30 protein-coding genes are annotated in these 24,576 nt (G+C 61.6%); 28 read left to right on the plus strand and 2 right to left on the minus strand.

Annotation, left to right across the window (positions count from 1 at the left end; all coding sequences use genetic code 11):
• Positions 1-459 precede the first annotated feature (459 nt).
• The 7 genes from CVM52_RS06030 (at position 460) to CVM52_RS06060 (ending at position 7,097) form a co-directional block, all read left to right on the plus strand.
• Positions 460-1,422 (plus strand): ArdC family protein, encoded by a 963-nt coding sequence (locus CVM52_RS06030; RefSeq protein ID WP_100161609.1) that lies wholly within the window; start codon positions 460-462, stop codon positions 1,420-1,422.
• Positions 1,419-1,814 carry a DUF2958 domain-containing protein gene (locus CVM52_RS06035; RefSeq protein ID WP_100161610.1) on the plus strand — a complete coding sequence of 132 codons (396 nt, stop codon included), beginning with the start codon at positions 1,419-1,421 and terminating at the stop codon, positions 1,812-1,814. Before CVM52_RS06030 ends, CVM52_RS06035 begins: the two co-directional genes overlap by 4 nt.
• Positions 1,815-1,940: 126 nt before the next feature.
• Positions 1,941-4,067, plus strand: coding sequence for a ParB/RepB/Spo0J family partition protein (locus tag CVM52_RS06040; RefSeq protein ID WP_100161611.1), 2,127 nt, complete (start codon positions 1,941-1,943; stop codon positions 4,065-4,067).
• A 96-nt stretch (positions 4,068-4,163) separates the two neighbouring features.
• A complete protein-coding gene (locus CVM52_RS27430; protein WP_240620875.1) occupies positions 4,164-4,517 on the plus strand; it encodes a hypothetical protein in 354 nt (117 codons plus the stop codon).
• Positions 4,514-4,807 carry a hypothetical protein gene (locus CVM52_RS27435; protein ID WP_240620880.1) on the plus strand — a complete coding sequence of 98 codons (294 nt, stop codon included), beginning with the start codon at positions 4,514-4,516 and terminating at the stop codon, positions 4,805-4,807. The genes CVM52_RS27430 and CVM52_RS27435 overlap by 4 nt, the downstream gene beginning before the upstream one ends.
• A complete protein-coding gene (locus CVM52_RS06055; protein WP_100161612.1) occupies positions 4,807-5,844 on the plus strand; it encodes a DUF7146 domain-containing protein in 1,038 nt (345 codons plus the stop codon). The genes CVM52_RS27435 and CVM52_RS06055 overlap by 1 nt, the downstream gene beginning before the upstream one ends.
• Before the next feature lie 317 nt (positions 5,845-6,161).
• A complete protein-coding gene (locus CVM52_RS06060) occupies positions 6,162-7,097 on the plus strand; it encodes a DUF2493 domain-containing protein (RefSeq protein ID WP_100161613.1) in 936 nt (311 codons plus the stop codon).
• A gap of 156 nt (positions 7,098-7,253) precedes the next feature.
• Here the strand turns inward: CVM52_RS06060 and CVM52_RS06065 are convergent, their stop codons facing one another.
• Positions 7,254-8,642: a transposase gene (locus CVM52_RS06065; protein ID WP_100161672.1), complete on the minus strand. Its 1,389-nt coding sequence runs from the start codon at positions 8,640-8,642 to the stop codon at positions 7,254-7,256.
• 103 nt (positions 8,643-8,745) lie between these two features.
• A complete protein-coding gene (locus CVM52_RS06070; RefSeq protein WP_100161614.1) occupies positions 8,746-8,997 on the minus strand; it encodes a hypothetical protein in 252 nt (83 codons plus the stop codon).
• Between the two features lie 325 nt (positions 8,998-9,322).
• Here CVM52_RS06070 and CVM52_RS06075 point away from each other — a divergent pair, with 325 nt between their 5' ends.
• From CVM52_RS06075 to CVM52_RS06175, 21 genes are all read left to right on the plus strand, one after another.
• Complete coding sequence (locus CVM52_RS06075) at positions 9,323-9,742, plus strand: hypothetical protein (RefSeq protein WP_100161673.1); 420 nt, start codon at positions 9,323-9,325, stop codon at positions 9,740-9,742.
• Positions 9,743-10,403: 661 nt separating this feature from the next.
• Positions 10,404-10,805 carry a single-stranded DNA-binding protein gene (locus tag CVM52_RS06080; protein ID WP_100161615.1) on the plus strand — a complete coding sequence of 134 codons (402 nt, stop codon included), beginning with the start codon at positions 10,404-10,406 and terminating at the stop codon, positions 10,803-10,805.
• A 232-nt stretch (positions 10,806-11,037) separates the two neighbouring features.
• Positions 11,038-11,316, plus strand: coding sequence for a helix-turn-helix domain-containing protein (locus tag CVM52_RS06085; RefSeq protein ID WP_100161616.1), 279 nt, complete (start codon positions 11,038-11,040; stop codon positions 11,314-11,316).
• A gap of 60 nt (positions 11,317-11,376) precedes the next feature.
• Positions 11,377-11,649 (plus strand): DNA -binding domain-containing protein, encoded by a 273-nt coding sequence (locus CVM52_RS06090; protein ID WP_100161617.1) that lies wholly within the window; start codon positions 11,377-11,379, stop codon positions 11,647-11,649.
• A 112-nt stretch (positions 11,650-11,761) separates the two neighbouring features.
• Complete coding sequence (locus CVM52_RS28080; RefSeq protein WP_100161618.1) at positions 11,762-12,016, plus strand: transcriptional regulator domain-containing protein; 255 nt, start codon at positions 11,762-11,764, stop codon at positions 12,014-12,016.
• 103 nt (positions 12,017-12,119) lie between these two features.
• Positions 12,120-12,536 (plus strand): DUF2285 domain-containing protein, encoded by a 417-nt coding sequence (locus CVM52_RS06100; RefSeq protein WP_205964898.1) that lies wholly within the window; start codon positions 12,120-12,122, stop codon positions 12,534-12,536.
• Between the two features lie 286 nt (positions 12,537-12,822).
• Positions 12,823-13,695 (plus strand): hypothetical protein, encoded by an 873-nt coding sequence (locus CVM52_RS06105; protein ID WP_100161620.1) that lies wholly within the window; start codon positions 12,823-12,825, stop codon positions 13,693-13,695.
• A gap of 276 nt (positions 13,696-13,971) precedes the next feature.
• The gene (locus tag CVM52_RS06110) at positions 13,972-14,256 is read left to right on the plus strand and encodes a helix-turn-helix transcriptional regulator (protein ID WP_100161674.1); all 285 of its coding nucleotides are present in this window, start codon (positions 13,972-13,974) and stop codon (positions 14,254-14,256) included.
• A gap of 114 nt (positions 14,257-14,370) precedes the next feature.
• Entirely contained in the window at positions 14,371-15,411 is a 1,041-nt protein-coding gene (locus tag CVM52_RS06115) for a replication initiator protein A (RefSeq protein ID WP_240620876.1), read from the plus strand.
• Positions 15,408-16,061 carry a ParA family partition ATPase gene (parA, locus tag CVM52_RS06120; RefSeq protein ID WP_100161622.1) on the plus strand — a complete coding sequence of 218 codons (654 nt, stop codon included), beginning with the start codon at positions 15,408-15,410 and terminating at the stop codon, positions 16,059-16,061. The genes CVM52_RS06115 and parA overlap by 4 nt, the downstream gene beginning before the upstream one ends.
• Positions 16,058-16,309, plus strand: coding sequence for a hypothetical protein (locus CVM52_RS06125; protein ID WP_100161623.1), 252 nt, complete (start codon positions 16,058-16,060; stop codon positions 16,307-16,309). Before parA ends, CVM52_RS06125 begins: the two co-directional genes overlap by 4 nt.
• The gene (locus CVM52_RS06130; RefSeq protein WP_100161624.1) at positions 16,306-16,824 is read left to right on the plus strand and encodes a DUF2840 domain-containing protein; all 519 of its coding nucleotides are present in this window, start codon (positions 16,306-16,308) and stop codon (positions 16,822-16,824) included. The genes CVM52_RS06125 and CVM52_RS06130 overlap by 4 nt, the downstream gene beginning before the upstream one ends.
• Entirely contained in the window at positions 16,821-17,432 is a 612-nt protein-coding gene (locus CVM52_RS06135) for a S26 family signal peptidase (RefSeq protein WP_100161625.1), read from the plus strand. Before CVM52_RS06130 ends, CVM52_RS06135 begins: the two co-directional genes overlap by 4 nt.
• The gene (locus CVM52_RS06140) at positions 17,416-17,754 is read left to right on the plus strand and encodes a DUF736 domain-containing protein (protein ID WP_100161626.1); all 339 of its coding nucleotides are present in this window, start codon (positions 17,416-17,418) and stop codon (positions 17,752-17,754) included. The genes CVM52_RS06135 and CVM52_RS06140 overlap by 17 nt, the downstream gene beginning before the upstream one ends.
• A gap of 3 nt (positions 17,755-17,757) precedes the next feature.
• Positions 17,758-18,495 (plus strand): lytic transglycosylase domain-containing protein, encoded by a 738-nt coding sequence (locus tag CVM52_RS06145; protein WP_100161627.1) that lies wholly within the window; start codon positions 17,758-17,760, stop codon positions 18,493-18,495.
• Positions 18,496-18,742: 247 nt separating this feature from the next.
• Positions 18,743-20,512: a relaxase/mobilization nuclease domain-containing protein gene (locus CVM52_RS06150; RefSeq protein ID WP_100161628.1), complete on the plus strand. Its 1,770-nt coding sequence runs from the start codon at positions 18,743-18,745 to the stop codon at positions 20,510-20,512.
• 506 nt (positions 20,513-21,018) lie between these two features.
• Complete coding sequence (locus tag CVM52_RS06155; RefSeq protein ID WP_100161629.1) at positions 21,019-22,503, plus strand: aromatic/alkene/methane monooxygenase hydroxylase/oxygenase subunit alpha; 1,485 nt, start codon at positions 21,019-21,021, stop codon at positions 22,501-22,503.
• A gap of 90 nt (positions 22,504-22,593) precedes the next feature.
• Positions 22,594-22,842 carry a toluene-4-monooxygenase system B family protein gene (locus CVM52_RS06160; protein ID WP_100161630.1) on the plus strand — a complete coding sequence of 83 codons (249 nt, stop codon included), beginning with the start codon at positions 22,594-22,596 and terminating at the stop codon, positions 22,840-22,842.
• Entirely contained in the window at positions 22,832-23,203 is a 372-nt protein-coding gene (locus tag CVM52_RS06165) for a monooxygenase system ferredoxin subunit (protein WP_100161631.1), read from the plus strand. The genes CVM52_RS06160 and CVM52_RS06165 overlap by 11 nt, the downstream gene beginning before the upstream one ends.
• A gap of 11 nt (positions 23,204-23,214) precedes the next feature.
• On the plus strand, positions 23,215-23,511 hold the full coding sequence (locus tag CVM52_RS06170) for an MmoB/DmpM family protein (protein ID WP_100161632.1): 297 nt from the start codon (positions 23,215-23,217) through the stop codon (positions 23,509-23,511).
• Between the two features lie 34 nt (positions 23,512-23,545).
• Positions 23,546-24,568, plus strand: a complete 1,023-nt coding sequence (locus tag CVM52_RS06175; RefSeq protein ID WP_100161633.1) for a ferritin family protein — start codon at positions 23,546-23,548, stop codon at positions 24,566-24,568.
• The last annotated feature ends 8 nt before the right edge of the window (positions 24,569-24,576 follow it).

Here is a 24,576-nt window from a genome sequence, read left to right on the forward strand (position 1 = left end):
CAAACCGAAACCCATGATTATCAAGATCAAACCCGCAGACTCTCGTTATGAACGAGGGACCGAAGGGGGGCAGGTCACGTTAAGATCGATATCCGTCATCTGGTCCTCATTTATTGTCCGTTGGCTTTGAGCCCGAGTTCACGGGAAGGAAGGCGTCCGGCGCTGGAAAGCAGGCACCGCGATTGCGTGTCAGATAAGCGCAGATATCCTGGGGATTACAACACGTCGGGGATTGGGGCTCGCGAGTGTTGGCTTTTGCCTTTTTACGCCTGGCTCGGCTGAATGCGGGGATTGTCTGGGGGAAAGTCTTCCCCCTGGTCGGCACTGGCGTTGCCGACGCACCCCCATCAGCGGGGAGACCCCGCAACCCCCCCCGAGAGTGAAAGTGCGGGCGGGTTTTCCGTGACGGGTTGAGGGCTGGAGGAGAGGCCTCCGGCGCCCGTCGCGGAGATCATTCCGATGGCCAGAGAGCATCGTGCAGCCCGCCAGAACGGCCCGCGAACGAACCTATATGACGACATCACCGACAAGATCATCGCCGAGCTGGAGGAAGGCCGGCTGCCCTGGGTCCAGCCCTGGGGAACGGCGGCGGTTCAGGCGCCGCTCGCCATGCCGTGCAACGCCAGCACGGGTCGGCAATATTCCGGGATCAATGTCCTGATCCTCTGGGGCGCCGTGATCCAGCAGGGCTATGCAACCCAGCACTGGCTGACGTTCCGCCAGGCGCTGTCGCTCGGCGGCAATGTTCGCAAGGGCGAGCGGGGCACGACCGTCGTCTATGCCGACCGATTCACGCCTGAAGACGAGAAGCGCCGCGCCCGGGAGACAGGGGAAGACGCAAGCAGCATCCCGTTCCTGAAGCGCTTTACCGTGTTCAACGCGGCGCAATGCGAGGGTCTGCCCGAAGACATCGCCATCGAAGCGCCGCCACCCGCGCCCGGGCTGATCGAGCCGCGGGTCGAGGCATTGATCGCCGCGACTGGTATCGACTTCCGGATTGGTGGCAACCGCGCCTGCTATGTTCCCGCGCTCGATTACGTGCAGGTGCCACCTCCGCAGGCCTATTTCGAGCCGATCAACTGGCACCGGACCGCCCTGCACGAGATGGGGCACGCGACCGGACATGCCTCACGGTTGGGGCGGGACTTCTCGGGCGGTTTCGGCACGAAGAAATACGCCTTCGAGGAACTGATCGCCGAGATTTCGAGCGCGTTCTGCTGCGCCTCGCTCGGGATCGTCCCGACGGTGCGCCACGCTGATTACGTGGGCGCGTGGCTGGAGGTGATGCGCGAGGATTCGCGGGCCATCGTGCGTGCCGCCTCGCAGGCCAGCAAGGCGGCCGACTGGCTGCTCGCCCATCTGCCCGACGACAGCACCGATGTTGATCGGCAAACCCCGACGGAAGGGAGGACTGCGGCATGATCCTCCTGACCGACACACAGCGTGACCGTTTGCTGGCGAATGGCCGCGATCGCGATCAGGATCACATCCCCGTCGTGAAATTCTTCAATCCGTTCGGCGCGGGCGTCTGGCTCGCCACCGAAATCGACGAAGACGGCGACATCATGTTTGGCCTGGCCGATATCGGCTACCCCGAACTTGGCTCCTGGAGCCTCAACGAACTGCGCACCGTTCGGCTACCCTTCGGCATGGGCATCGAGCGGGATCTGCTCTTCACCGGAGACCTGCCGATTTCGGTCTGGGCCAACGCGGCGCGGGAGACTGGCAGTATCCGGGAGGCTGAGCGCCTACTTTATGGCTCGGGTCTTCTGTTGACCGGGACACCCTTCGATACGCAAACCCGGCATTCCTGATTGCCGGGCTTGTGGTTCTGTGGGCTCGGCGTCGCTCTCTTTAGAGGAAGAGGGCGGCGCTTCGCTTCGTGACGGGCTTGTAGCCGGAGAGAGAGGCTCCCCGGCGTCCGTCATGGAGACCCTGACATGGCCACTGCCACTCAGAAGATCACCCTGTCGTCCTCAGGCGACATCCCCTTCAACAAGCTGGTGCTGAGCCAGTCCAACGTCCGGCGGGTGAAAGCCGGTATCTCGGTCGAGGAACTAGCCGAGTCCATCGCCCGCCGCGGGCTGATCCAATCGCTGCATGTCCGTCCCGAGCTCGACGCGGAGGGCAAGGAGACCGGCCTCTTCGAGGTGCCCGCCGGCGGGCGGCGCTACCGCGCGCTGGAACTGCTGGTCAAGCAGAAGCGCCTCAACAAGACCGCGCCGGTGCCCTGCGTCGTCTCGGATGCCGGAGACGACATCCTGATCGACGAGGTCTCGCTGGCCGAGAATATCGAGCGTGCGCCGCTGCATCCGCTCGACCAGTTCCGCGCCTTCCAGGTGCTGCGCGAGAAGGGCATGAGCGAGGAGGAAATCGCCGCCGCCTTCTTCGTCGACGCCAGGGTGGTGAAGCAGCGTCTGCGGCTGGTCTCGGTCTCGCCGGCGCTGCTCGAGACCTATGCCGAGGACGGTATGACGCTGGAACAGCTCATGGCCTTCACCGTCTCCGACGACCATGCCCGGCAGGAACAGGTCTGGGAGGCGATCAAGGATGGCTGGCAGAAAGAGCCATATACCATCCGTCGCATGCTGACCGAGACCACGGTGCGGGCCTCCGACAAGCGGGCGCTCTTCGTCGGTATCGAGGCCTATGAGGCGGCGGGCGGCTATGTGCTGCGCGATCTCTTCCAGCAGGACGATGGTGGTTGGCTCCAGGACCCGGTTCTGCTCGACCGGCTGGTGGGCGAGAAACTGAAGGCCGAGGCGGAGACCATCGCCGCCGAGGGCTGGAAGTGGATCGAGGTCGCGACCGATTTCCCCTATGGCCATACCGGCGGCATGCGCCGTCTGGCCGGCACCACCATCGACCTGACCGACGAGGGACGTGCCGAGCGCGAAAAGCTCCGCGACGAGTTCGACGCGTTGGAGGCGGAATATGCCCAGGCCGACGAGTTTCCCGACGAGGTGGATGCGCGCCTCGGCGAGATCGAGGAGGCGCTGGACGCCTTGGAATCCCGGTCGATGCGCTATGACGCGGATCAGATGGCCCGCGCCGGTGTTTTCGTCAGCATCCGCTATGACGGCCAGCTTGCCGTCGAGCGCGGTTTTGTCCGCCCCGAAGACGAGGTGGTGGAAGGCCGGGAGGGCGATGGCGACGATGGTGCATCTGTTGAAGGCGACGAAGACGGCAGCGTCCAGCGTGCCGTCATCACAGTAGGCGGAGCCGCGCCGGAGGCCGACGAGGACGAAGAGGTCGATACCATGCGGCCACTGCCCGACCGCCTCGTCAGCGAGTTGACCGCGCATCGCACCCTGGCGCTCCGGGATGCAGTGGCGTCCAGCCCGCATGTCGCCATGACGGCGCTGCTGCACCGGCTGGTCGCGGATTGCTTTCTGCCACATTCCACCAAGGGGTGCCTCGAGGCCCATGTCCGGGAGGTTTACTTCCCGGCGCAGGCCAAGGATCTGGGTGAAAGCGCCTCCGCGAAGTCCATCCAGGAACGGCATGAACGCTGGGGCGATCATGTCCCGGCCGACGATGCGGCGCTCTGGGACTGGCTCTCCGATCAGGAGGACGACACCCGTATGGAGCTGCTCGCCCATTGCATCAGCTTCGGCGTCAACGCCTTGCACGAGAAGCCCAACCCCTATAGCGGCATGGGCGTCAGCCAGCACGGTCTCGACGTCCGCCTGTCCCAGGCCGAACGGCTGGCGCAGGCGACCGGGCTCGACATGGTGGCGGTGGGCTGGCGCCCGACCGTCGGCAACTATCTCGGCCGCGTGACCAAACCGCGGATCATCGAGGCGGTGCGCGAAGGCGCCGGCGAACGGGCGGCGCAGCTCATCGACCATCTGAAGAAGGGCGACATGGCCAAGGAGGCCGAGCGCCTGCTGGCTGAAACCGGCTGGTTGCCGGAGCCGCTGCGCATGGTCGATCCCGATGCAGATATCGCGTTGGATGCCGGGGTCGACACCGAGGCGGATGATCTGCCTGAATTCCTTGCCGGCGATGGAGAGGATGAAGACGCCACGGAGGACGAAGAGCAGTCGATGGTCGCTGCCGAATGATGATCAGGCGGGGTGGCCTTCGCCGCCCCGTCCACCTTTATTCCGTTTTCACTTCGCCCGGTCCTCGTGACCGGGCTATTTCTTTGGAGACATCCGATGTCCGCACATATCGATATTGACCAGATCTTCCGCGAGGACAGCGCCAACCCGCCTTCGGAGCGCACGCTGCCCTGGGAGGAAACCCGCGATGGCATCACGGTGGTCGTCGAACCGAAGCCGCATTGGGCGGACGACATGCGCGCCTTCCGTCTCGAAGCCCGCGCATATTGCCGCTACGCCGATTGGACCGCGAACGGCGGTCATGCCCGGTTCGACGTTCACATCGACACCAGCGGTGACGACGTGATGATGAGCCGTGTTTATCGTCTCCAGACCGACGAAGGGGAACGCATCATCGGCCGCCGGGTCTCGCCTACCTGGGCTGCCAATCGTCGGCCAGCGGCTCGGTGACGCTTACGCCCAAGCAGGCCCATGCGGCGCTGATCGACGGACGCACGGTTATCGACCTGGCGGAAGGTCTGCAGTTGCGCCGCTCCCGTGTCATGACCATGAACCGGATCGAACTGACCGGCTTCACCGAGGGCATGCGGGACCGCCTCAAGAGCTGGGGGCTGTTTTCCGAGATCATCACCTGGAAGCTGCGCTTCTTTGTGCCCGTCGACAGCGCCGGCCCGGCCATTCTTGGCAAGGTGATCGAGACCTATCCGATCGAGCGTGTCTCCGAGCGGGCGGCGGCCTGATGTCCGGCCATGCTTCCGATCTGGCTGGCCGCTTGGCAAGCGATGCCGAAGCGGTCTGCCGCCATTACCTTCCGGCCGGGCGAAGGTCCGGCCGGTACTGGCTGGTGGGCGATGTTCACGGCACGCCCGGCGGCTCCATGTTTGTTCGCCTCGACGGCCCGCAGAGCGGCAAGGGCGCCGCCGGAAAATGGACCGATGCCGCCACCGGCGAACATGGCGATCTGCTCGACGTTATCCGCAACAGTCTTGGACTGGTCGACTTTGTCGATGTTGCCGATGAGGCCAGGCGCTTTTTGAACATGCCGCGTCCGACACCGATCGTCCGACCGCCCTGTGAGAAACCGCCACCGGCACCATCCGGCTCCGCGGAGGCGGCGCGGCGGCTCTTTGCCATGTCGCAGGTCCTGTCCGGTACGCTGGTGGAGACGTATTTGCGCAACCGTACAATTACGGCTCTGCACGAAACCGCAAGCCTGCGTTTCCATCCAAACTGTTATTGGCGGCCAGATGGCGGCGGCCCGACCCGACAACTGCCCGCGATGGTCGCTGCCGTCACCGATCTCTCTGGCGCGATCACCGGTGCGCATCGCACCTGGCTTTCCCCGGATGGGTCTGCGAAGGCCGCTGTCGATCCGCCGAGGAAGGCAATGGGCGGCTTGCTCGGCCAAGGCGTCTGGTTCGGTTCGGCCGGCGATGTCATGGCGGCGGGCGAAGGGATCGAGACCGTGCTGTCCCTGCGCACGGCACTTCCTGACCTCCCCGTTCAGGCGGCGCTCTCCGCGGCGCATCTCGCAGCCATCCTGCTTCCGGACGGGTTGGGTCGGCTCTACATCCTGCGCGACCGCGATCCCGCCGGCGAAACGGCCCGGGAGACCCTGCGCACCAGAGCGGCCGGGGTTGGGGTGGAGGCGCTGGTTCTGATGCCGCGGCACGGGGACTTCAACGACGATCTGCGCCACGACGGGGTGGATGCCTTGCGGGCGCGCCTGGCGCTTCAGCTTCATCCCGATGATATCGCGCGGTTCCTGCCGGGGTGAGGAGCGTATCCGCGCGGAGCCGGAACCGGCTCTGCCGGTGGTCTTGTCCCGGCCATTCAAGGGCCTCTTCGCGGCGGGTCGCTGCGCCCGGCCTTCTCAGAGGGCAGGCGGCCCATAAACGGGCCGGATGGGCAATGGCCGCGCCTCGGCCAATTTCCGCCGCGCCCCAAAGGGGCGCTTTGCATCGCAAAGCAAATTGACCGGGCTTGGCCATCAAGGCCCTCGCGGGCGCTCGGGCTGCCAGACCGGCCCGCCCATGGGCTGATCGCTGCCACGAAGGCCGCGATGGGCGCGGCTCACTCGAAAAGGAACCCGAAATGGCCTATCAGAACGATCACGCTGGCAACGAACCGATCCATAGCTCCTCACAGACCGATCACGCTCTCACCGAACTCCAGCTCTACGGCTGGCGCCCCTTCGAGGACGAACCCGATCCCCGGCCACTTCCCGACGGCAATCGCGTCGCGAGTGCCGTCGCAGACATCCTCGATGCCCTTATCGCCTCGCTGGAAGAGACGCGTCTCGAACCGGACCTCGACGAACTGCTCTGGGGCACGGTCAACTTGTTCCATCGCGCGACAGCGCGGGTCGAGCGCGAACTGGACGATAACGAACAGGCGCAGAAACGCCTTCAGCGCGAACAGGACGGCTCGGAGGTGAAGTCCGTCGAGCTCGAACGCCTGACGGCCGAAGGCCAGAGCCTGATCGAACGCCGCAATGCGCTCGAACTGTTCCGGGATCTGGCCGCCAATGGCTTCGAATATCATCTCGGCAAACCCTGGTACCCTCGTAGCGGTTCACGCGTCAGTCACCGCAACCTGACTTCCGCGATGATCGACAGCAGGGACTACCTGGCCGCCAAACACGGCAGCGAGGCTGAACTACTCCTGCCCGAAGGCCCGAAGGTCGCCGTGACCGGTGGCGCTGAGTTCAACGACCATCGGCTGATCTGGGCGCGGCTTGATCAGGTTCGCACCAAATATCCCGACATGGTCCTGCTGCATGGCGGCTCGCCACGGGGTGCTGAGCTGATCGCATCCCGCTGGGCCGATCACCGCAAGGTGTCCCAGGTGGCGTTCAAGCCGGACTGGGCAAAACATGCCAAGGCAGCGCCCTTCAAGCGCAACGATGCCATGCTCGATGCGCTGCCTGTCGGGGTACTGGTATTCCCTGGCACCGGGATCCAGGAAAACCTCGCCGACAAAGCCCGCAAGCTCGGTATCCCGGTCATGAAACACGACGGCGGCGCTTAGGCGTCGCTTTCGCGGGTAGCTTGCTTGGAAGACGCCTTATCTTGAATAGACAGTGGCCGACACTGTGGCCAAGGACTGCTTTGAGCCGATTCTGTGGAAAAACACCCGTTCGCAATTGCAGAAATTGGAAGCTTTGGTGATGCGCGGCTGCCTTTCCTATAAGGCTTTTCGCGGTTGCTGCGGTGCGGGAAGGATCTTCGCCAGCTTCCTGAGGTTCTGGGCGGCTGCGGCGAGGAGAAATTCGTCATTTGCGCCACACGGGCCACGTAGTCGGAGGCGTCCGAGGCCAAGGATGCGTTTGAGGTGCGCGAAGAGCATCTCGACCTTCTTCCGGAGCTTCATCGAGACTTCGTATTGCCTGGTTTTCGCGATATCTCGGGCGATCTGTCGGGCGTCTTCGTGTTCCTCGCGGGTGATGGAGCGGAAGTCCATGTTCGGGCAGCAGCGCGGCTTCGAAGGGCAGGCCTGGCAGATGTGCTTTAGGCCGCGGTATTTGGCGGCGCCCTTGCCGGTCAGCCCACGGTTCGGGTCGGAATAGTTCCGGCGGAACTGCTTCAACGTCTGGCCCGCCGGGCAGATGTATTGATTGTTCTCGGCGTCCCACTCGAAGTCGGCTCGGGTCCAGGTGCCATCGTTGCGGCCCGACTTGTCGAAGACCGGGATGTGCGGCGCGATCTTGCGGTCGACCAGCCAGCCCAGCATCGGCCCGGTGCCATAGGCGGTATCTGCGATCAGGCGTTCGGGATGCAAATCGAACTTGGCCTGCACCCGGTCCAGCATGGTGCGCGTCGAGCCGACCTCCGCCTGCCGGATCGACCGCGTCGCCTCGACATCGACGATCACACCATGATCCGTGTCAATCAGGTAGTTGTCTGAATAGCTGAAGAATGCCGGACCCTTGCGCGCTGCCGTCCACTGGCTGGCCGGGTCGGAATGCGAGGTGAACTTGGGCTGGACCTCGCTGGCGGCACCGAAGGCGGCCTCGTCCAGCGTCTCGAGATACTCGCGAACGGCGCGGGGCGCATCCGTCGCGTCGATTTGCAAGGCGTCCCAGTCTTCCTTCGGCGTCGAGTTCTGCTTGTTCGCGTCCGCTTCGATCAGGCTGGCATCGACCGCCATGCGCTGCCCACTCACCAGGCCTTCCTCGATGCAGCGTGCGACCGTCATCTCGAACAGGTGGCGTAGCAGCTCGCTGTCACGAAACCGGCCATGGCGGTTCTTCGAAAAGGTGGAGTGATCCGGCACCCGGTCAGCAAGGTCGAGGCGGCAGAACCAGCGATACGCGAGGTTCAGATGGACCTCTTCGCAGAGCCGCCGCTCAGACCGGATGCCAAAGCAATAGCCGACCAGAAGCATGCGGATCAGCAGTTCGGGATCGACAGACGGACGGCCCGTGTGGCTGTAGAAATCCGCAAGATGGACACGGATGCTGCTCAGGTCGACGAACCGATCGATGGATCGAAGCAGGTGATCTTGCGGAACATGATCCTCCAGCGAGAACTCGTAGAACAGGGCTGGTTGAGCCTCCTGCTTCGGTCCCATCATCGCCAATTCTCCCGCCCGATGTCGGAATTGAATCAGCGCCACGCCCAGCAATCAAGCGTGAGTTTTTCAACGGAATAAGCCCAAAGCTAACTTCTGAGCGAGTCTATTCGATAGATCTCCGCGCCCTCAACAGACTGAGCTTGGCGGTGTTGTAGTCGTGAATGCTTCCGAGCAGCGTCAAAGAACCGTTTGCTCCCCGCTCAAGTCGTAAGTCGATAGTGTAAAGAACACCCTCCGCTTCGCCCCAAACCTCTTCGGAAAGCGAGAGATCTTCGGACAGCGTGCTCGATGCAGCGTCTGCATCAAATTGCTCCATTCGCTGTGTCAGGAGCCGGTATGCCTCTACCCGATCCATTCGGTTTCTCAATTGCTTGCTCGATCACTCTATGCCTCAAACAATGACAACGGCAACGGCAGCTCCGTCCGCTTAGCGGTCAAATCGCGCAGCACTGGTGAACATCACTGGTTGGGTTTGCCGGTGAACATCCGCTAGGGGATAACATTTTAGCTAGGGGATGAGTTTCTCACTAGGCACGGTTTTCGGACTTGACCCAAAACCGTCTTCCGGGCTCGTATACGCCATCCTTGCAGAACCGGCGAAATTGCATAAGTCTAGGCGTCTCCTCCAAATCGGTGGCAATACGCCTCGACTCCATTGCCACCGAACTGTGGAGATCGACATGACCCTCATTCTGCTCGCCATATCGTTGTCGATTGCGCTCTGTGTGATCGCCTTCAACTTCGCCATTTACGCTCTGCCGGTGATGACCGGGATCGCCGCGTTTCAATATGTCCACTTGGACGGGAGAGGCTTCGCCTTCTCAGTTCTTGCGGCACTTGCCGCTGCGGTGCTCTCGATCGGCTTTGTCGTCGCGGTGCTCGGCTTTGCGAAGAACCCCTTCTTGCGTCTCGCGGCTCTCGGTCTTTTCGCTGCGCCAGCCGCGGTTGCCGGGTTCTCTTTGGCGCATGGTGTTGCCAAGAACGCCATGGATCCAGGCCTTGCCCTGAACCTCCTTTGCGGGGTCAGCGGCCTGTTCGTGGCTGTGGCGGCAATGATCAATCTCAACGCCGTGGGCAAGGATGTACTTTCACGCGTTTGATCTCGTCTTGAGAAACCCAACGCCATTCACCGCTGCATCTTGGGTAGATGATGTGAGAAATCGTCGTCGCTATACCGCCAAGTTCCCGCAGTTTGCATGGCACAATCCGGGCCAGTCGACAGGACGATGATCTTACTTGCTAGATCGTCCGGTCCTGCGCCTTGAGACTGGTCCAATGCGGTAGGTGAAACCACGCTTACCTTCATCCCATTCACGCAATGCGGATCCGTCTTTCCTTGTTTTCGGCAGCCAGCGGTGCATTCGTCCGGACGGGCTTTCCGTTTGAGCGCGAACAACCGGGCCTGAAGAGATTCTTCCGCGGTGACAGGTGGGCGGTCAGAGCGGAGCAGGCCCAGGTTGTTGGTTGCCGCCTGTCGGCAACGCTACCAGCGAGAATGTTGTTTTGGTGCTCTGTCTCCGAAGGCGCTCCTCCGAATGGCTCCGTCCCTCCTCCTGACTGATCCCCTAATCCCGTTCGGTTTCGGCCAGCAACCCCCGCGGCGCGGGACCCGTGTTGGCGCGTTTCCGCGCCTGCCCGCACCACGTCCCGACCTTGGGGGTCAGGCGGGTGCCAAGGCCCCCGTGCAGACCGCTCCCGACGGTCTTTTCCGGGCATCATCGGAGGGGCGATCCCTCCGGTAGAAGCAACGGAGACAGTAAAATGCAAAACATCGTAATCCTCGCCGGCAACATCGGTCAGGCCCTGGAAACCCGCACAACCCAGGGCAACACCACAATCACCACTTTCTCCCTGGCGACCTCGCGGCCGCGCTACTCCGAAGGCCGGGTTCTCCGCGACGAAAACGGCTACCGCGTCCAGGATACCGAATGGCACCGCATCACCTGCTTCAATGGTCTCGGCAAGACGATCGAGCAGCATTGCGAGAAAGGCATGAAGGTTCTGGTGCGGGGCCGCATCCACTACACCAAGTGGACCGACGGCGCGGGCGTAGACCGCTACGGCTGCGAGATCATCGCCGAGACGGTCGACTTCCTGAGCCGCGCGAAGCAAACCGAGAACGAGGACGGCAAGTTCATTGACGACGATGACATCCCGTTTTGAGCCCCACGACAAGAGACCCGGCGGCAAAAGCCGCCGGGTTTTTCCTTCGAGGCATTCCGGTCGGCGCTGTCCAGATGCCCGTAAACTGGTTCTAAAAGCGACCGATCTGATTCGTGGAAGCGCACCAGCGTCACTTGAAATCAACATGTTCTGTCTGGTCATGGAGTTCAAGAGCGACTAAAATAGTCGTAGTTCTGGCGTGCACACAGCTTGCAGTGGGAGGTGATCATGCATGATCACCGCCCGACAATCGCGGGCCGCGCGTGCTCTGCTGGGTTGGACACAGGAGACGCTCGCCGAACAGGCCCAGGTATCTCTGACCGCGCTCAAGCGCCTCGAATCCGAAAACGGTCTCGAGGTCCATGAAACGACACGCGATCAGGTTCGCAGGGCTTTGGAAGCTGCCGGAATTGTTTTATTGTCGACGGATAAGGGCCAGGGGGTTCTACTGCTTCATGATCGAATTATGGATAATGTTTCGGGGGAACATGTCCACCGGCTGTTGCCTTGACCGGCTATTCTGTGGCTCCCTGTTCAGCAGGGGCGTGGTCAGTGCGCCCATGGGGGATTGATGGTCGATGCGACACACGCATTTCTGGATGAGCCACCCGGCGATCAGAACCTGACGCCCTATGATCGAGAACATATGATCCTGTACCTCCGCCTGCTAGATGCAGAGCGCGATGGCGCAGATTGGCAGGAGGCCGTCGAGATTCTGTTCGGCCTCGATCCTTCCGAAGAACCTGAACGTTGCCGGAAGGTACATGACAGCCATTTGGCCCGCGCCCGCTGGATGACTGAACAGGGGTATCGGCATCTCGTCCGCGAAAGCCAACGCAACTGATTTTGTGATGCCGCTTTGGCACTCCCCTTTGCCAATTCCCATAGTTCCCGAAAACAATCTAAGCGGGAACGATGAACCTCCTGCCTCTCTGTTTGCGCGTAGGAGGATCACAATGACACCCGATGCATCATCTTGGCGAACAAACGCACGCTATGACTACGTCGAAAACCTTTCCCCATCTGATCTCGCTTGGGAATGGCTACGCCGGAATGACAGCTATGACCGAGATTTTGCGCTCCTTTTGAAGGCTGGTGACCAAAGGTCAACAATGCTGGCAAAGATTCGCCAGCGCTGGGGGTTGCGATTTCCCGGTCGACCCATTGAAGTCCCCGCCCACTGCGCCAGTTTTCTGGATGCCCCAGCATGATACGAGCGTCGTCTTATTAGAAGGTGTACCGCCGGCGTCGGGCGTGGAAAGTACCCGATTTCCGGTTCGCGGCGTTGACCATGTTCGGACCGATCACGATACGATGGCGGTATTGAGGAACCTCGGTGATGGTCAGCGCCTTAGCGTCTTGCAACTTCAAGGCACCGTCGGTTCTTCGACTTTTGCCGCTCTCGTAACTTTAGGCTTGGAGGGGTTTGATCGCCTTGAATCCGTTCACAGACTGCTTGCGTCCCTGCATGAGCGTGCAATCCCACCTGACACAAGATTGACGGTACAGCAGCGCCTTCGGCTTCGGCGTATGTTACAGGCATTTGACGGACGCCGGGATGGCGCAACACAAAAGGAGATAGGGGAGACAATTTTCCGGACCGGACATCTCAGCCGCCATGACTGGCAGGCCCACTCGGCTCGCCATGCGGTTATGGCCCTGCTCAAGGACGCACGTAGCATGGTCGAAGGTGGGTACCTGCAACTGCTTCGGCATAAAAGACGGGAATGAAGGCGCTAAAGGTTTTCGCGTGTCGTCCCTTACGATCCCAAAAATACTGTCGAAGCAGGCTTTCGACCGACTTCCGTCGGGCCTCTCCCATGGCATTCAAGTCGTCTGCAGCAACGGAGACACAGATGAATCGAATTTCTGCATCAGACCTTGCCCGCCGAAAGCCGAAATCAAGCTGCTGCGATTGCGGACGCGAAGCCACGAGTGCGTCAGGTACTTGGACGATATAAGGGGGAACTATCGCTGCCCCTCTTGCTCGCGGAACGAAGGCCTGTATTGATCTGGAATGACTGAAATAACGCAGCAGCAGGCCCTTCGCAACAATATCACTTACGACATGTTCGTCGATTCAGCCGACCAGAACTACGTCGTCGCACGCTGGTGTTTTCAGCAGGGCCTGGCCCTCGACTTCCTCTGGAACGCCACACATTGCCTGGAAAAGCTGATGAAGGCGGTCCTTCTCATGAACGGTCGCTCTACGATCAGTTCCGCCCCGGGGCAGCGTCCTTTCGGCCACGATCTGTCCAGCCTTTACCCCGAGGTTGCAGCGCTGGCAGGTGATCTGCTTCCGGATCTCCTGATTCAACCGACAGAAATCGACATGCACTGGCGCGTCGAAACGACGGGAGAGTTTGTCGGCCGGATTTCCGCGAACGGCGATGCGCATAACCGCTACCAGATCTATGGGCACACCCTCCATCGGGAAGACCTCTACAAGCTCGACCGCGTGGTGTTCGCTATCCGTCGCTTATGCTGTCCGCTTGGCAGCTACCTGTTCGGGAACGTGAGGCTCGGACAACCGCAGATCACATTTCGCGACCAACTCGGTAGGCAGCCGGGCTTCATGCCACATATGGCGGGCTCGCGTTGGCAGAAACTCACGGACCATCGGGCCCCAGAAGAGCTTCGCCATGCCGCGCTCAACCATAACCTGATTTTCGCACCCGACTATGAGCATGGCGAGCTTCGCTGTGGAAGCTCGTCGCTAAATCCCGTTCTTGGCCGTCGTATTCTTCAGGCGGATCGAGGTGGTGTGAGCGGGCAGCACGCAGCTGAGATCGTAGAGCTGGTCGACTGGGTGGTGCAAAATATCTACCTGCCGTCATCCGTCCGGCAGCAGCTTTTCGACGCTCGTGATCGTTTGGCGGCCCGCACATAGGCCGCCTGGCCGGGCATTTCGGCAGGTCCTGCGACGACAGGGCTGAACCCGATTGCGTACACCAATTGATCAGCGCCGTGCGGGTGTAGTGTTTCAACACGGGAAAATGCAGCGCGGCTCGAAGGGCACCCTCGACAATTCGATGCGTATCGTCCCGGTGTGGGAATCCGATACCTCCTGAATTCCCCCTGCATCACGCCGTTTCTCCTTCGCCATCCTGATCTCCGTCAGCCGCCGATGACCGGCGGCCTCACCGAACAGACGGAGGCCCGAACCATGCGACCCGATCTCGCAGCACTCCCACCACGCTACTTGCGCACCAAGGAAGCCGCCGAATTTCTCTCCCTTTCGGCCCGCACCCTGGAAAAACACCGCACCTACGGGACCGGACCGGCCTATCACAAACTCGGCGGCAGGGTAGTCTATTCCATCGAGGATCTGGAGGCTTGGGTTGCACGCGGGGCTGTGACCTCGACCACCGACCCGCGCGGTGGCCGCGTGCTCCCGGCGAAGCGGCAGAGCCCGCCCGACCGTCCGCAACCTGGCCGATATGCACGTTGATCGCGGGCGGTTTCAGTCATGGCAAGATGGCGCAAGGCACGCTCGGAGCGCGGACAGCTCGATCTGTTCCGGGCGCTCCCGGGGGATTTCGCGCCGAGAGATGCACAGGATCTGATGTCCTATCCCTTCTTCTCCCTTTCCAAATCCCATCGTGTCGCACCCATCGACTTCGTCGCCGGTGGCGTCTCGATCCGGGTGGAAGCTGTCCCCGATCACGGTATGGCCACGATCTGGGACGCGGATATCCTGATCTGGGCCGCAAGCCAGATCGTAGAGGCGCGCGACGGGGGCTTGCGTACCTCGCGCCTCATAGCCGCCACACCCTACGAAATCCTGACCTTCATCGGTCGCGGTACCTCCGCCCGTGACTACATGCGCCTGAAGGCCTCCCTAGACCGGCTGCAATCCACCACCGTTATGACTTCGATCCGGCATCCGACCGAGGGCGGGCGCCACCGTTTCTCCTGGATCAACGAATGGCAGGAGCGCACCGACGCGCATGGCCGCCCGGACGGGATTGAGCTGATTGTGCCGGATTGGTTCTATCGCGCGGTTCTGGATGACGCGCTCGTTCTCACGATCGACCGGGCCTATTTCGATCTGACAGGCGGTCTCGACCGCTGGCTCTACCGGCTGGTGCGTAAACACGGTGGCCGTCAGCGGGACGGGTGGCGCTTCGACTTCCGCCACCTCTACCTCAAATCCGGCGTTCTTTCGCCGTTCAAACGCTTCTCCTTTGAACTCCGCGCTATCATCCGCCGCCAGCCGCTGCCCGGTTACCGCCTGTTTCTGGAGGTTGAATCCGGAGGCCGCACATTGCTGGCTTTCGAACCATCGCCAGCCTGTGGACAAGCTGTGAATGGCCTCGTGCCATCAGGAACCCAAGGTGTCGTGCTATCGGGAACCGGGGTATCGTGCTATCGGGAACCCAAACCGGGGTTAATGCCCGGACAAAAAACAGAAAATCGCGCCCTTAACTTAGATTCTAACAAAGACTCTAACTTTTGTTGCACCGCGCTTGCTGGGGAAAATCCCACAGGCCACCCCACTACAGCTGCTGATGACGCGCGCAGTGAAGCTCAATCAAACCCCGTCAACGCGGACATCGCCTCCGACGACGTGCCCCCGAACTCCCGCTCGGAGGGCAAGCGATGATCGTGGCGTTTCTCAATCAGAAGGGTGGTGTTGGCAAGACCACCCTGGCGCTCAATCTTGCCGGAGAATGGGACAGGAGAGGCAGCCGTGTCATCCTGATCGACGCCGACCCGCAAGGCTCTGCTCCCGACTGGTCCGAGCAGCGAGATCGTGAAGGATTGCCAAGGCGTTTTGGTGTGGTCGGGCTGGCGCGCGATACTGTGTATCGTGAAGCGCCCGAGCTGGCGCAACATGTCGATCATGTGGTGATCGATGGCCCACTCCGCGTGCCAGGCCTAATGCGCTCTGCCCTGTTGGCTACCGATCTTGTGCTGATCTCCGTCCAAGCATCGCCCTTCGATGGTTGGGCCTCGGCCGAAATACTCGCGCTTGTCGCCGAGGCGCGGATTTACCGTCCAGGCTTGATCTCCCGCTTCGTCCTGAACCGTTGCGCCACGCGCACGGTCCTTGAACGGGAAACCGCTGAGACGTTCGCAGACCATGATCCGCCGGCCCTTACCACCACGATCGGTCAGCGCATCGCTTTTGCGAGTGCTGCACAAACCGGTCGCCTGGTTGGTGAACTCAAAGCTGCAACGCCCGCAACAGATGAAATCGCCGCCCTTGCATCGGAGATCGACCGCCTCCCCAACGCGAGGGCGTCATCATGACGGATCGACCGACGGTGCGGCGCTTCACCACCCGACCGGTCGATCCCGAGCGATGGATCCGCGATGGCAAAGACAAGACCGGCAAGCCTGCTCGACCGGACTTCACCGCACGTCTCACCATCGACGTTACCCCCGAACGACGTGTCGCGATCAAGATTGCCGCCTTCCGGCGCGGTGTAACCGTCGCCGACATGTTGCGCGACCTGCTCGCTCGCGAATTCCCCCAGGACGAAGGAGAGAGCAAATGACTTCCAATCTGCATCGGCCACGCGCCACACGAGCGTTGCCGGGCGACATTCCCCGCGATCTGACCTTGGTCGAACTGACCTGGCGGGAGGGCGAAATCGAAAACTGGGTGCGGTTCGGCCGACCGGTTTGCGGACGGTATCTCGATCGCCAGACCCGGCTCCTCGGCTTTGCACCCGGCTCGATCTTCGCATTCGTGCGATGGGCCTCCAACGCGTACGGTACCGTGGTTTCGCGTCTCGATATCGTCAGTGCGATTGGTCCTGGTGTCGCATTCCAGACTCTGCCTTTCGTCACGCCTGGCGGTGAGCTGCTCCTGCACATCCATGGGTGGCCCAAGGTCGAACGCGTGCTGCAATGCATCGACGCGGTCGAGGCGCTTGCTATCGATCCCGCGGATGTCTCGCCGGACTATTGGCGGCACCTCCACAACCGTTTGAGCGTCAGCCAGGAACCACATCCCTACACACGTCTTCAGCACAACGCCTGGCTCAAGCGGCGGAAGGTTCTGTCATGACCGCCCGTTCTGCTCTGCTATGGACAACCACGCTGGCCGTGGCTCTTGTCGCTTTGCCACTGCGTTTTTCCTGGTTGCCGCGCGTCATCTGGAACGCGTCCGCGAGCGTACCCATAGGCCTCTATACGATGCGTCCAGTGGGGCATGTCGCGGTCGGTGATCTCGTGGCCGTCGCCCCGCTGGATCCGCTCGCGGTCTTCCTTGCAGAGCGGGGCTATCTGCCCCTCGGGGTTCTCCTCATCAAGCGTGTGCTTGCGCTCCCCGGCACAGAGGTATGCCGGACAGGGCTGGAAATCATCGCGTACGATCTTTCCTACGGCACGGCACTTGCGCAAGACCGCCTTGGCCGGGATTTGCCGAGCTGGCAGGGCTGTCATGTCCTCGCCGAAGGCGAAGTTTTTCTCATGAACTGGGACACGCCCGACAGCCTCGACGGACGGTATTTCGGGCCGCTCCCGCTCTCGACGATCACCGCCCAGCTCTCACCTCTCTGGACCGATGAAGAGGGCAACGGAGATTTCGAATGGCGCGCGGGCGCGCCGTTATCGCCCGCAAACCCAGCAACTGACCTTAGCAGAAAGGAACGACCCCATGCCACAGATCGGTGAATTTACCCGCAACAGCATCGGCTTTTCCGGCCGTATCAGAACCCTCACACTGGACCTTGAAGTGGCCATCACGCCCGCCGAGGAAACGGAAACCGAGAACGCGCCGGACTACCGTCTGCATCACGGCACCGAGGAACACGCGCGCGAGATCGGCGCGGCCTGGAGCCGCACCGGCGAAAAGGCCGGCGAATACCTTTCGGTGCTGATCGACGATCCGATGCTCGCCCATCCGATCCGCGCCAATCTCTTCCAGAACGGTGCACAGAGCAAATCCTGGTCGCTGCAATGGAACCGTCCGCCCAAGCGCGACGGAAAGGACTGAACCATGCTGCGCATCCCGCAACGGCAAAGCCGGTCCGCGGCCGGGCACCCACACGGTGCCCGCCGCATCCTTTCCTTTCTCCTTTCCGGCTTGCTGCTCTGCCTCGTGCTGCCAGAGCCCAGTCTGGCGCAGCACGCCGCGCCTGCCGGGCAGACCGAAACCACACCTTATGCCCGGCAGATCACTGCAGCCTCGCAGCGTTTCGGCATTCCCGAGCACTGGATTCGCGCCGTGATGAGCGTCGAAAGCGCGGGAAATCCGCGTGCGGTCTCCTCCGCCGGTGCCATGGGGTTGATGCAGATCATGCCGGAGACCTGGACGGGCTTGCGTCTGCGTCATCGGCTCGGAACCGATCCGTTCTCGCCGCGTGACAACGTGCTTGCCGGCACCGCCTATCTGCGCGAAATGTTCGACCGCTACGGTAACATCGCCGCGATGCTTGCGGCCTATAATGCCGGCCCCGCACGCTACGATGCCTATCTGGAGAGCGGTCGTCCGTTGCCTGCGGAAACCCGCGCCTATGTTGCGACACTGGTTCCGCTTCTTGGCGAGCGGGCCACGGTCTTGGCGGCCAGTCGGCCCGCGGACTGGCGCGATGCCGGTCTTTTCGTTGGCGGCGCAATTGCAGAAATCGTGCAAGACGATGGTAGTTCCACAGCACCGCCGCCGCGCGCCGCGCATAGCCCAGGCATTCCACGCGAGATATTCGCGCCTCGATCGGGCGGCGAGGACGTGCCATGAGCGTCCCCGTAGCTTGGTGTGGATTGGCGGACCTGCGGATAGCCTCGGCGAAGAGGCGGGCGGGAAAGCGGGTCGCGAAGGAAGGAGGGCAAGATAAAAGCGCCTGCCACGAACGCCGTAAGCCTCTGGTGAGGCTTGGCCTTTCCTGTGCATACGCGGTGGTCGCGGGCAAGTTGCCCGGTTTTTGTCAGCGTTTTCAACGCTTCGATATGCACAGTGGTGAATTACGCCGCCGGAGAGGGGGCTCGTGAGTGATTCCGAACGCGAATTCCGCATCCGCCCCGGTAAGTCTCGTTCTACCCGTGCACCGCGCAGCAAGGGTTTCGTTGGTAAGGTGCTCCGCGCCGCCCAGAAGTCCGGCCACGTAAGGCCGCATCGCAGCACCGCCGGCTCCCCCGGCGGTTCCACCTTCGGTCGCGGCCAAAGCCGCTTCGGGAGATGCAGGCTCTTCTCGCCCGCCCGCCGCGTCACCGTGACGGCCAGGATTGCGCGTCACAAGGGCCGCGCCTATCGCTCCGCACCGCTCGCCAGGCATCTGTCCTATCTCAAACGCGAAGGTGTCAGTCGGGACGGAGAGAAGGGTGTGCCTTTCGGAGCCGAGACCGATCGGGCCGACGATTCTGGGTTCGCCAGGCGGTGCGAAGAGGATCGTCACCATTTCCGCTTCATAGTTTCTCCGGAAGACGCTGCCGAAATGCAGGATCTCAAGGCGTTCACCCGCGATCTCATGCGGCAGATGGAAGCCGATCTCGGTACGAAGCTCGACTGGCTCGCCGTCGATCACTGGAATACGAATAATCCACATGTTCACCTGCTTGTCCGCGGCGTCGACGAGACCGGCGCCGATCTGGTGATCTCGCGCGACTATATCAGTTCGGGTTTGCGCTCGCGGGCCGAGGACCTGGTCTCACTGGAGCTTGGGCCGAAGCCGGAGCATGAAATCCGAAACGCGCTCGAACGGGAAGTCACGGCAGAACGCTGGACGCGGATCGATCGCGAGATCCGCTTTCGCGCCGACGAACTCGGCCTGATCGACCTGCGCCCCGAGGCAAAAGGACTGCGTGATCCCGAACTCCGCCGCCTGATGATCGGTCGCCTCCAGCACCTGCGCAAACTCGGTTTGGCCTTCGAAGGCGGTCCTGGCGAATGGATGGTTGGGCTCGAGGCAGAACGTACGCTACGCGATCTCGGAACGCGGGGCGACATCATCAAGACAATGCACAAGGCGTTCTCAGAACGGGGGCAGGATCGTGGGATCACCGACTTCGCGATCGTAGGCGACGCACCGGATGGACCGATTGTCGGGCGCTTGGTCGAGAAGGGGTTGCACAACGAACTGACGGGCGAAGCCTATGCCGTAGTCGATAGCACCGATGGCCGTGCCCATCATGTTCGGTTCCGGGGCCTCAATGCCTTCGACGATGCCCCTCCCGAAGGTGGCATTGTCGAGCTCCGCCGTTTTGGAGGCGCGGATGACGTGCGCCCGAGCCTGATACTCGCCAACCGGTCCGATCTCGATCTGCAAAGCCAGGTTTCCGCCCCGGGTGCGACCTGGCTTGATCACCGGCTGGTGGAGCGGGAGCGGATGCCACTATCGACCGGCGGGTTTGGGCGCGAGGTCCGCGATGCCTTGGAGGCAAGGGCGGAGCACCTGGTGGGAGAGGGCCTTGCGCATCGGCAGAACCAGCGTCTTGTGCTGCAGCGCAACCTGCTCGCAACACTGCGTCGTCGTGAACTTGATGCGGTGGCGGAAGGTCTCTCCTCCGAGACCGGCCTGCCGCATCGCCCTGCACAGGTTGGGGAGCATGTTGCCGGCACCTATCGGCGGCGGCTCACGCTGTCGTCGGGCCGCTACGCGATGATCGAGGGTATCGGTCCGGATGGTGGCCACGGTTTCCAACTCGTGCCCTGGTCACGCGAGATCGAGCAGAAGCTCGGGCAGCATATCTCGGGCGTGGCAAGAAGCAGCGGTGGCATCGACTGGAGCTTCGGGCGCAAGCTCGGGCTCGGTCTCTAAAGGCTTACTGATGCGCTTTCTCTTCCCAATCAGCCTTCAGGCTGAGACTGGTTGGGCTGGAAGCGAGGGCATCCGAGTCTTGGAATTTCAGCTTGAACAGATCGGAAGCGCCGAGGGCTCCCAACGATCTTGGATTGCTTTCTGCCAATCGCTCCAATCTTGCCATTGCAAGGTTGACACCGGGCAAGCCGGACCGCGACCCCCTTGGGTTCTATGAGAGGCTACTAGATATCGAGCTGAAAATTAGAGGGTTTTTCGTTCAGAAAGAACCAAAGGAAAACCAAAGATTGGCCCACTAACGTGATTCCCAAGCTGCACGGAAAGTGTGGAACTTGACAGAGCGCCTAACGGGAGGAGGGGCGCAATGTTCGGTCTTGGTTGGACGTCAACAGCTATACATTGGCGGCTTACCGGAAAGCAAGCAAATCGGCCTCCCAGAGTTTTTCCCCGACCATCGGACATGGTTGGCACGGGGATCGTCAAGGCACCAACTGGGAGATTTGTCCATGCCGAAGCTGCAACGCCACGATTACTACGACATCGCCAGGGACATGAATTGGGCTTTCACCTATGTGCCCGAGGAAGATGCTTTCCCCGAGGCCCTGTCCAAGAGTTTCGGCATCGAGAACGAAAAGTGGTGGGGTTGGGATGAGCCTTACAAGCTGACCTATCGCGAATACGTTCACAACCAGGCCGGCAAGGACGCGGGCATCTATTCGATCCGCTCGACCATCGCTCGCTCGAACATGTACGACAATCTCGACGAAGGTTGGAAGTCGGCGGTGAAAGCTCACTACGGCGCAATACCGGTGCCGGAGTATCTGGCATCGATTGGCGAGGCGCGGATGGCGCGTTTTGGCCGGGCTGCCGCTTGGCGCAACATGGCAAGCTTCGGCACACTTGACGAATGCCGTCATGGCCAGGCGCAGATCTACTTCCCCTACTGTCTGACTGACAAGGACCCGCAGATGGACTGGGCGCACAAGACCGTCCACACCAACGAGTGGGCCGCGATCGCTGCGCGGAGCCTCTTCGATGATATGTTTACCGCCAACGATGCGGTTTCCACGGCGATCCAGCTGACCTTCACCTTCGAAACCGGCTTCACCAACCTCCAGTTCCTCGGCATGTCGGCCGATGCGCTGCATGTGGGCGACGTCGAGTTCGGGGCGCTGATTTCCTCGATCCAGACCGACGAGGCCCGCCATTCGCAACAGGGCGAGCCGACGCTCAAGATCATGGTCGAGAACGGCCGGAAGGAAGAGGCGCAAAAGCTGGTCGATCAGATGTTCTGGCGGTCGTGGCGCATCTTCGGTCTGCTGACCGGGTTCTCGATGGACTACTACACGCCGCTCGAGAACCGCACCATGAGCTTCAAGGAGTTTATGACCGAGTGGATCGTCCGCCAGTTCGTCGACCAGTTCAAGGATCTCGGCATGGATCTGCCCTGGTACTGGGAGGAGCATTTCCTGCCTGAACTCGACTGGTATCACCATGCCCAGCACCTCGGCGTGTGGTTCTGGCGTCCGACGGTGTGGTGGAACCCCGATGCCGGTGTGTCGCCCGACGAGCGGGATTGGCTGGAAGAGAAATACCCGGGCTGGAATGACAGCTTCGGCAAATACTGGGACGTGATCACCGAGAACGTTCGGGCTGGCAGGATCGAGAAGACCTATCCCGAGACGCTGCCGATGGTGTGCAACGGCTGCCAACTGCCGGTCACCGGCACCCATGCAGGCAAGAAACCGTTCAGCCATGTGCACAACGGTCGCAAGGTGACCTTCTGCAGCGAGATGTGCCAGTGGGTCTGGCAGAGCCAGCCCGAACGCTACGACACGCATCTCAACATCATCGACCGTTTCCTAGCCGGGCATATCCAGCCGCCGAACCTCGAAGGCGCACTGCAATATATGGGGATCACGCCCGATGTCGCGGGCAACGATGCCGACAACTACGCCTGGGCGCAGCAAATGCGTCACGCGGCGGAGTAAACCGCGAAACATAAAGACAGTCCAAGCAGGCACTCGCGTCGCCGAGCGGAGCGGTGTGTCTGCCCGGACCCTGGAGATTTGGAGGAACACATGGCGATGATCCCTTTGATGGCGGCCTTCCGAGGCGATTTTCTGACACAGCTCGTACCTGTGGACGATGGCGACGACATGGCCGCAGTCGCCGCCAAGGTCGCTCATCACGCCGTCGGCCTGCGCGTCAAAGAGCGCGATGCGCCGATTGCCGTCTGGTTCAATGACAAGCAACTGCCCGCCGACATGAGCTTTGCCGAGAGTGGCATCGGCGTGATGGACTACATCGAGGCTGGCTATGTCGAATGACTTGAACTGGGTTCCAGCGACCACGCTCGACGATCTGTGGGAAGGCGACTTCGTCGACGTCGAGATCGAGGGCGAGGTCGTAATCATTCTTCATCGTGAAGGAGGTGAGCTTCGGGCCTTTCAGGGCATGTGTCCGCACCAGGAAATCCTGTTGGCCGACGGTGATATCGACTTTGAGGCCGGAACAATCACCTGCTCTGCACATGAATGGCAGTTCGACATGGATTGCGGCAAGGGCATCAATCCCAGCGGCTGCCGCCTGTTTCAGTACGAAGTGAAACTCGAAGGTGAAAACGTTCTGGTCGGCGTGCCGACCGACGGTCGCCTTCGCCGTCTGCGCCACGAATCTGAGGACGCCTGAGGAGAACCAACATGGCAGAACAACAACCAAAGAAACTTGTAGGGCCGATCATTCGCGGCATTGATGACGACATCATCGATGCGGTGATCGGCGCTGCCGAGCAAGACAATCCGGACCGCGAGATCCTCGTCGAAGATCGCTCCGGCTACGTGCGGGTGCAGGCCGAACAGGCAATGGTTCTGACCGAGAAGAGCTTGATCGAAATGCTGGGTCGCCCATTCCGGCTCTCGGAGCTTGAGCCGAGCCTCGTCTCGTTCGCAGGCAGGCTCAATACCATGGACGACCGCTGGGAATGGGCCCTTCGTTGACAAGACGGCCAAGGGCCAGGGAGGAAATACAGAAATGATCGCAAATTCAAAAACACGCAAACGCAAACAGCCGTGGAGCCTTTGGAACGAGAGGCGGGTGCCCTCGGAATATGAGGCCGTCACCTACAAGTTTCACAACCATTTCCGGAACGAACCGGCTCCCTTCGAACTGTCGGAGGAGTGGGGTATCAACGTCTTCTACAAGACGAACCGTGAGGGCTCCGCATTGGTCGCGGCGGTCGAGGATTGGGAAGGCTACCGCGATACACGCGCCTATACCTACCGCCGCTATGTCGAAGATCAGAAGGACCGCGAGGTCTATTGCGACAACCTGATCGACGAATTCGAGACGCGCAACCACTATGCGAGCCTTGCCCCGGCCTGGCTGGATTTCCTCGGAGAATTTTATCTGCCGGTCCGCTTCGCAGGCCACGCCCAGCAGATGAGTGCCGTCTATATCGGCCAGATGGCCCCCTCGGCCTTCGTCACCAACACATTCTACTTCCAGATGGCCAACGAAATGCGCCGTGTCCAACGCCAGGCCTATCTGGCGCAGGTTCTGGCGATGGATACCGAGCGGCCGGAACTGGCGGACAGCAATCGCACCCGTGCCACATGGACTGGCGGTGCCACCTGGCAGGGCCTGCGGGAACTGATCGAGAAACAGCTTTGCGCCTATGACTTCGGCGAGGCCTTCGCATCGCGCCAACTCGTGCTGCGGCCGATCTTCGATCATCTGTTCAACACGGAGTTTGCCCGCATTGCCGAAGCCAACGACGATCGTCTTCTGACAATGCTTCACGACGATTTCCGTACCTATGACGAGGCATATGCCGTCGCAAACACTCAAGGCTTTGTCCAATATGCGGTCGAATGTGGCGATGGGAATGCGGAGCTGCTGCGTTCGCTCGCTTCACGTTGGCAGCCATTGGGCGAGAAAGCCGCGCGTGGGATTGCTGAAGGGTTCGCGCAAGCGCAAGGAGCGGATAGCGCCGACGCAATCGTGGAGCGGACACTGGCGGCGCAGAGCGAACTGATCTCCTCCTGCGGGCTTTGAGCCGCTGG

This window comes from Pseudooceanicola lipolyticus, assembly GCF_002786325.1.
Taxonomy (GTDB): domain Bacteria; phylum Pseudomonadota; class Alphaproteobacteria; order Rhodobacterales; family Rhodobacteraceae; genus Pseudooceanicola_C; species Pseudooceanicola_C lipolyticus.

Excerpts from the sequence above, each read along its gene's own strand:
- CVM52_RS27430 (WP_240620875.1), top strand. The coding sequence starts at position 4,164 with ATGTCCGCACATATCGATATTGACCAGATCTTCCGCGAGGACAGCGCC.
- CVM52_RS06135 (WP_100161625.1), top strand. The coding sequence starts at position 16,821 with ATGACCGCCCGTTCTGCTCTGCTATGGACAACCACGCTGGCCGTGGCT.
- CVM52_RS06035 (WP_100161610.1), top strand. The coding sequence starts at position 1,419 with ATGATCCTCCTGACCGACACACAGCGTGACCGTTTGCTGGCGAATGGC.
- CVM52_RS28080 (WP_100161618.1), top strand. The coding sequence starts at position 11,762 with ATGACACCCGATGCATCATCTTGGCGAACAAACGCACGCTATGACTAC.
- CVM52_RS06055 (WP_100161612.1), top strand. The coding sequence starts at position 4,807 with ATGTCCGGCCATGCTTCCGATCTGGCTGGCCGCTTGGCAAGCGATGCC.
- CVM52_RS06100 (WP_205964898.1), top strand. The coding sequence starts at position 12,120 with ATGGCGGTATTGAGGAACCTCGGTGATGGTCAGCGCCTTAGCGTCTTG.
- CVM52_RS06140 (WP_100161626.1), top strand. The coding sequence starts at position 17,416 with ATGCCACAGATCGGTGAATTTACCCGCAACAGCATCGGCTTTTCCGGC.
- CVM52_RS06165 (WP_100161631.1), top strand. The coding sequence starts at position 22,832 with ATGTCGAATGACTTGAACTGGGTTCCAGCGACCACGCTCGACGATCTG.
- CVM52_RS06155 (WP_100161629.1), top strand. The coding sequence starts at position 21,019 with ATGCCGAAGCTGCAACGCCACGATTACTACGACATCGCCAGGGACATG.
- CVM52_RS06090 (WP_100161617.1), top strand. The coding sequence starts at position 11,377 with ATGGTCGATGCGACACACGCATTTCTGGATGAGCCACCCGGCGATCAG.
- CVM52_RS06080 (WP_100161615.1), top strand. The coding sequence starts at position 10,404 with ATGCAAAACATCGTAATCCTCGCCGGCAACATCGGTCAGGCCCTGGAA.
- CVM52_RS06160 (WP_100161630.1), top strand. The coding sequence starts at position 22,594 with ATGGCGATGATCCCTTTGATGGCGGCCTTCCGAGGCGATTTTCTGACA.
- CVM52_RS06175 (WP_100161633.1), top strand. The coding sequence starts at position 23,546 with ATGATCGCAAATTCAAAAACACGCAAACGCAAACAGCCGTGGAGCCTT.
- CVM52_RS06125 (WP_100161623.1), top strand. The coding sequence starts at position 16,058 with ATGACGGATCGACCGACGGTGCGGCGCTTCACCACCCGACCGGTCGAT.
- CVM52_RS06110 (WP_100161674.1), top strand. The coding sequence starts at position 13,972 with ATGCGACCCGATCTCGCAGCACTCCCACCACGCTACTTGCGCACCAAG.
- CVM52_RS06130 (WP_100161624.1), top strand. The coding sequence starts at position 16,306 with ATGACTTCCAATCTGCATCGGCCACGCGCCACACGAGCGTTGCCGGGC.
- CVM52_RS06145 (WP_100161627.1), top strand. The coding sequence starts at position 17,758 with ATGCTGCGCATCCCGCAACGGCAAAGCCGGTCCGCGGCCGGGCACCCA.
- CVM52_RS06060 (WP_100161613.1), top strand. The coding sequence starts at position 6,162 with ATGGCCTATCAGAACGATCACGCTGGCAACGAACCGATCCATAGCTCC.
- CVM52_RS06105 (WP_100161620.1), top strand. The coding sequence starts at position 12,823 with ATGACTGAAATAACGCAGCAGCAGGCCCTTCGCAACAATATCACTTAC.
- CVM52_RS06085 (WP_100161616.1), top strand. The coding sequence starts at position 11,038 with ATGATCACCGCCCGACAATCGCGGGCCGCGCGTGCTCTGCTGGGTTGG.
- CVM52_RS06030 (WP_100161609.1), top strand. The coding sequence starts at position 460 with ATGGCCAGAGAGCATCGTGCAGCCCGCCAGAACGGCCCGCGAACGAAC.
- CVM52_RS06075 (WP_100161673.1), top strand. The coding sequence starts at position 9,323 with ATGACCCTCATTCTGCTCGCCATATCGTTGTCGATTGCGCTCTGTGTG.
- CVM52_RS06040 (WP_100161611.1), top strand. The coding sequence starts at position 1,941 with ATGGCCACTGCCACTCAGAAGATCACCCTGTCGTCCTCAGGCGACATC.
- CVM52_RS06170 (WP_100161632.1), top strand. The coding sequence starts at position 23,215 with ATGGCAGAACAACAACCAAAGAAACTTGTAGGGCCGATCATTCGCGGC.
- parA (WP_100161622.1), top strand. The coding sequence starts at position 15,408 with ATGATCGTGGCGTTTCTCAATCAGAAGGGTGGTGTTGGCAAGACCACC.
- CVM52_RS06065 (WP_100161672.1), bottom strand. The coding sequence starts at position 8,642 with ATGATGGGACCGAAGCAGGAGGCTCAACCAGCCCTGTTCTACGAGTTC.
- CVM52_RS06115 (WP_240620876.1), top strand. The coding sequence starts at position 14,371 with ATGTCCTATCCCTTCTTCTCCCTTTCCAAATCCCATCGTGTCGCACCC.
- CVM52_RS06070 (WP_100161614.1), bottom strand. The coding sequence starts at position 8,997 with ATGGATCGGGTAGAGGCATACCGGCTCCTGACACAGCGAATGGAGCAA.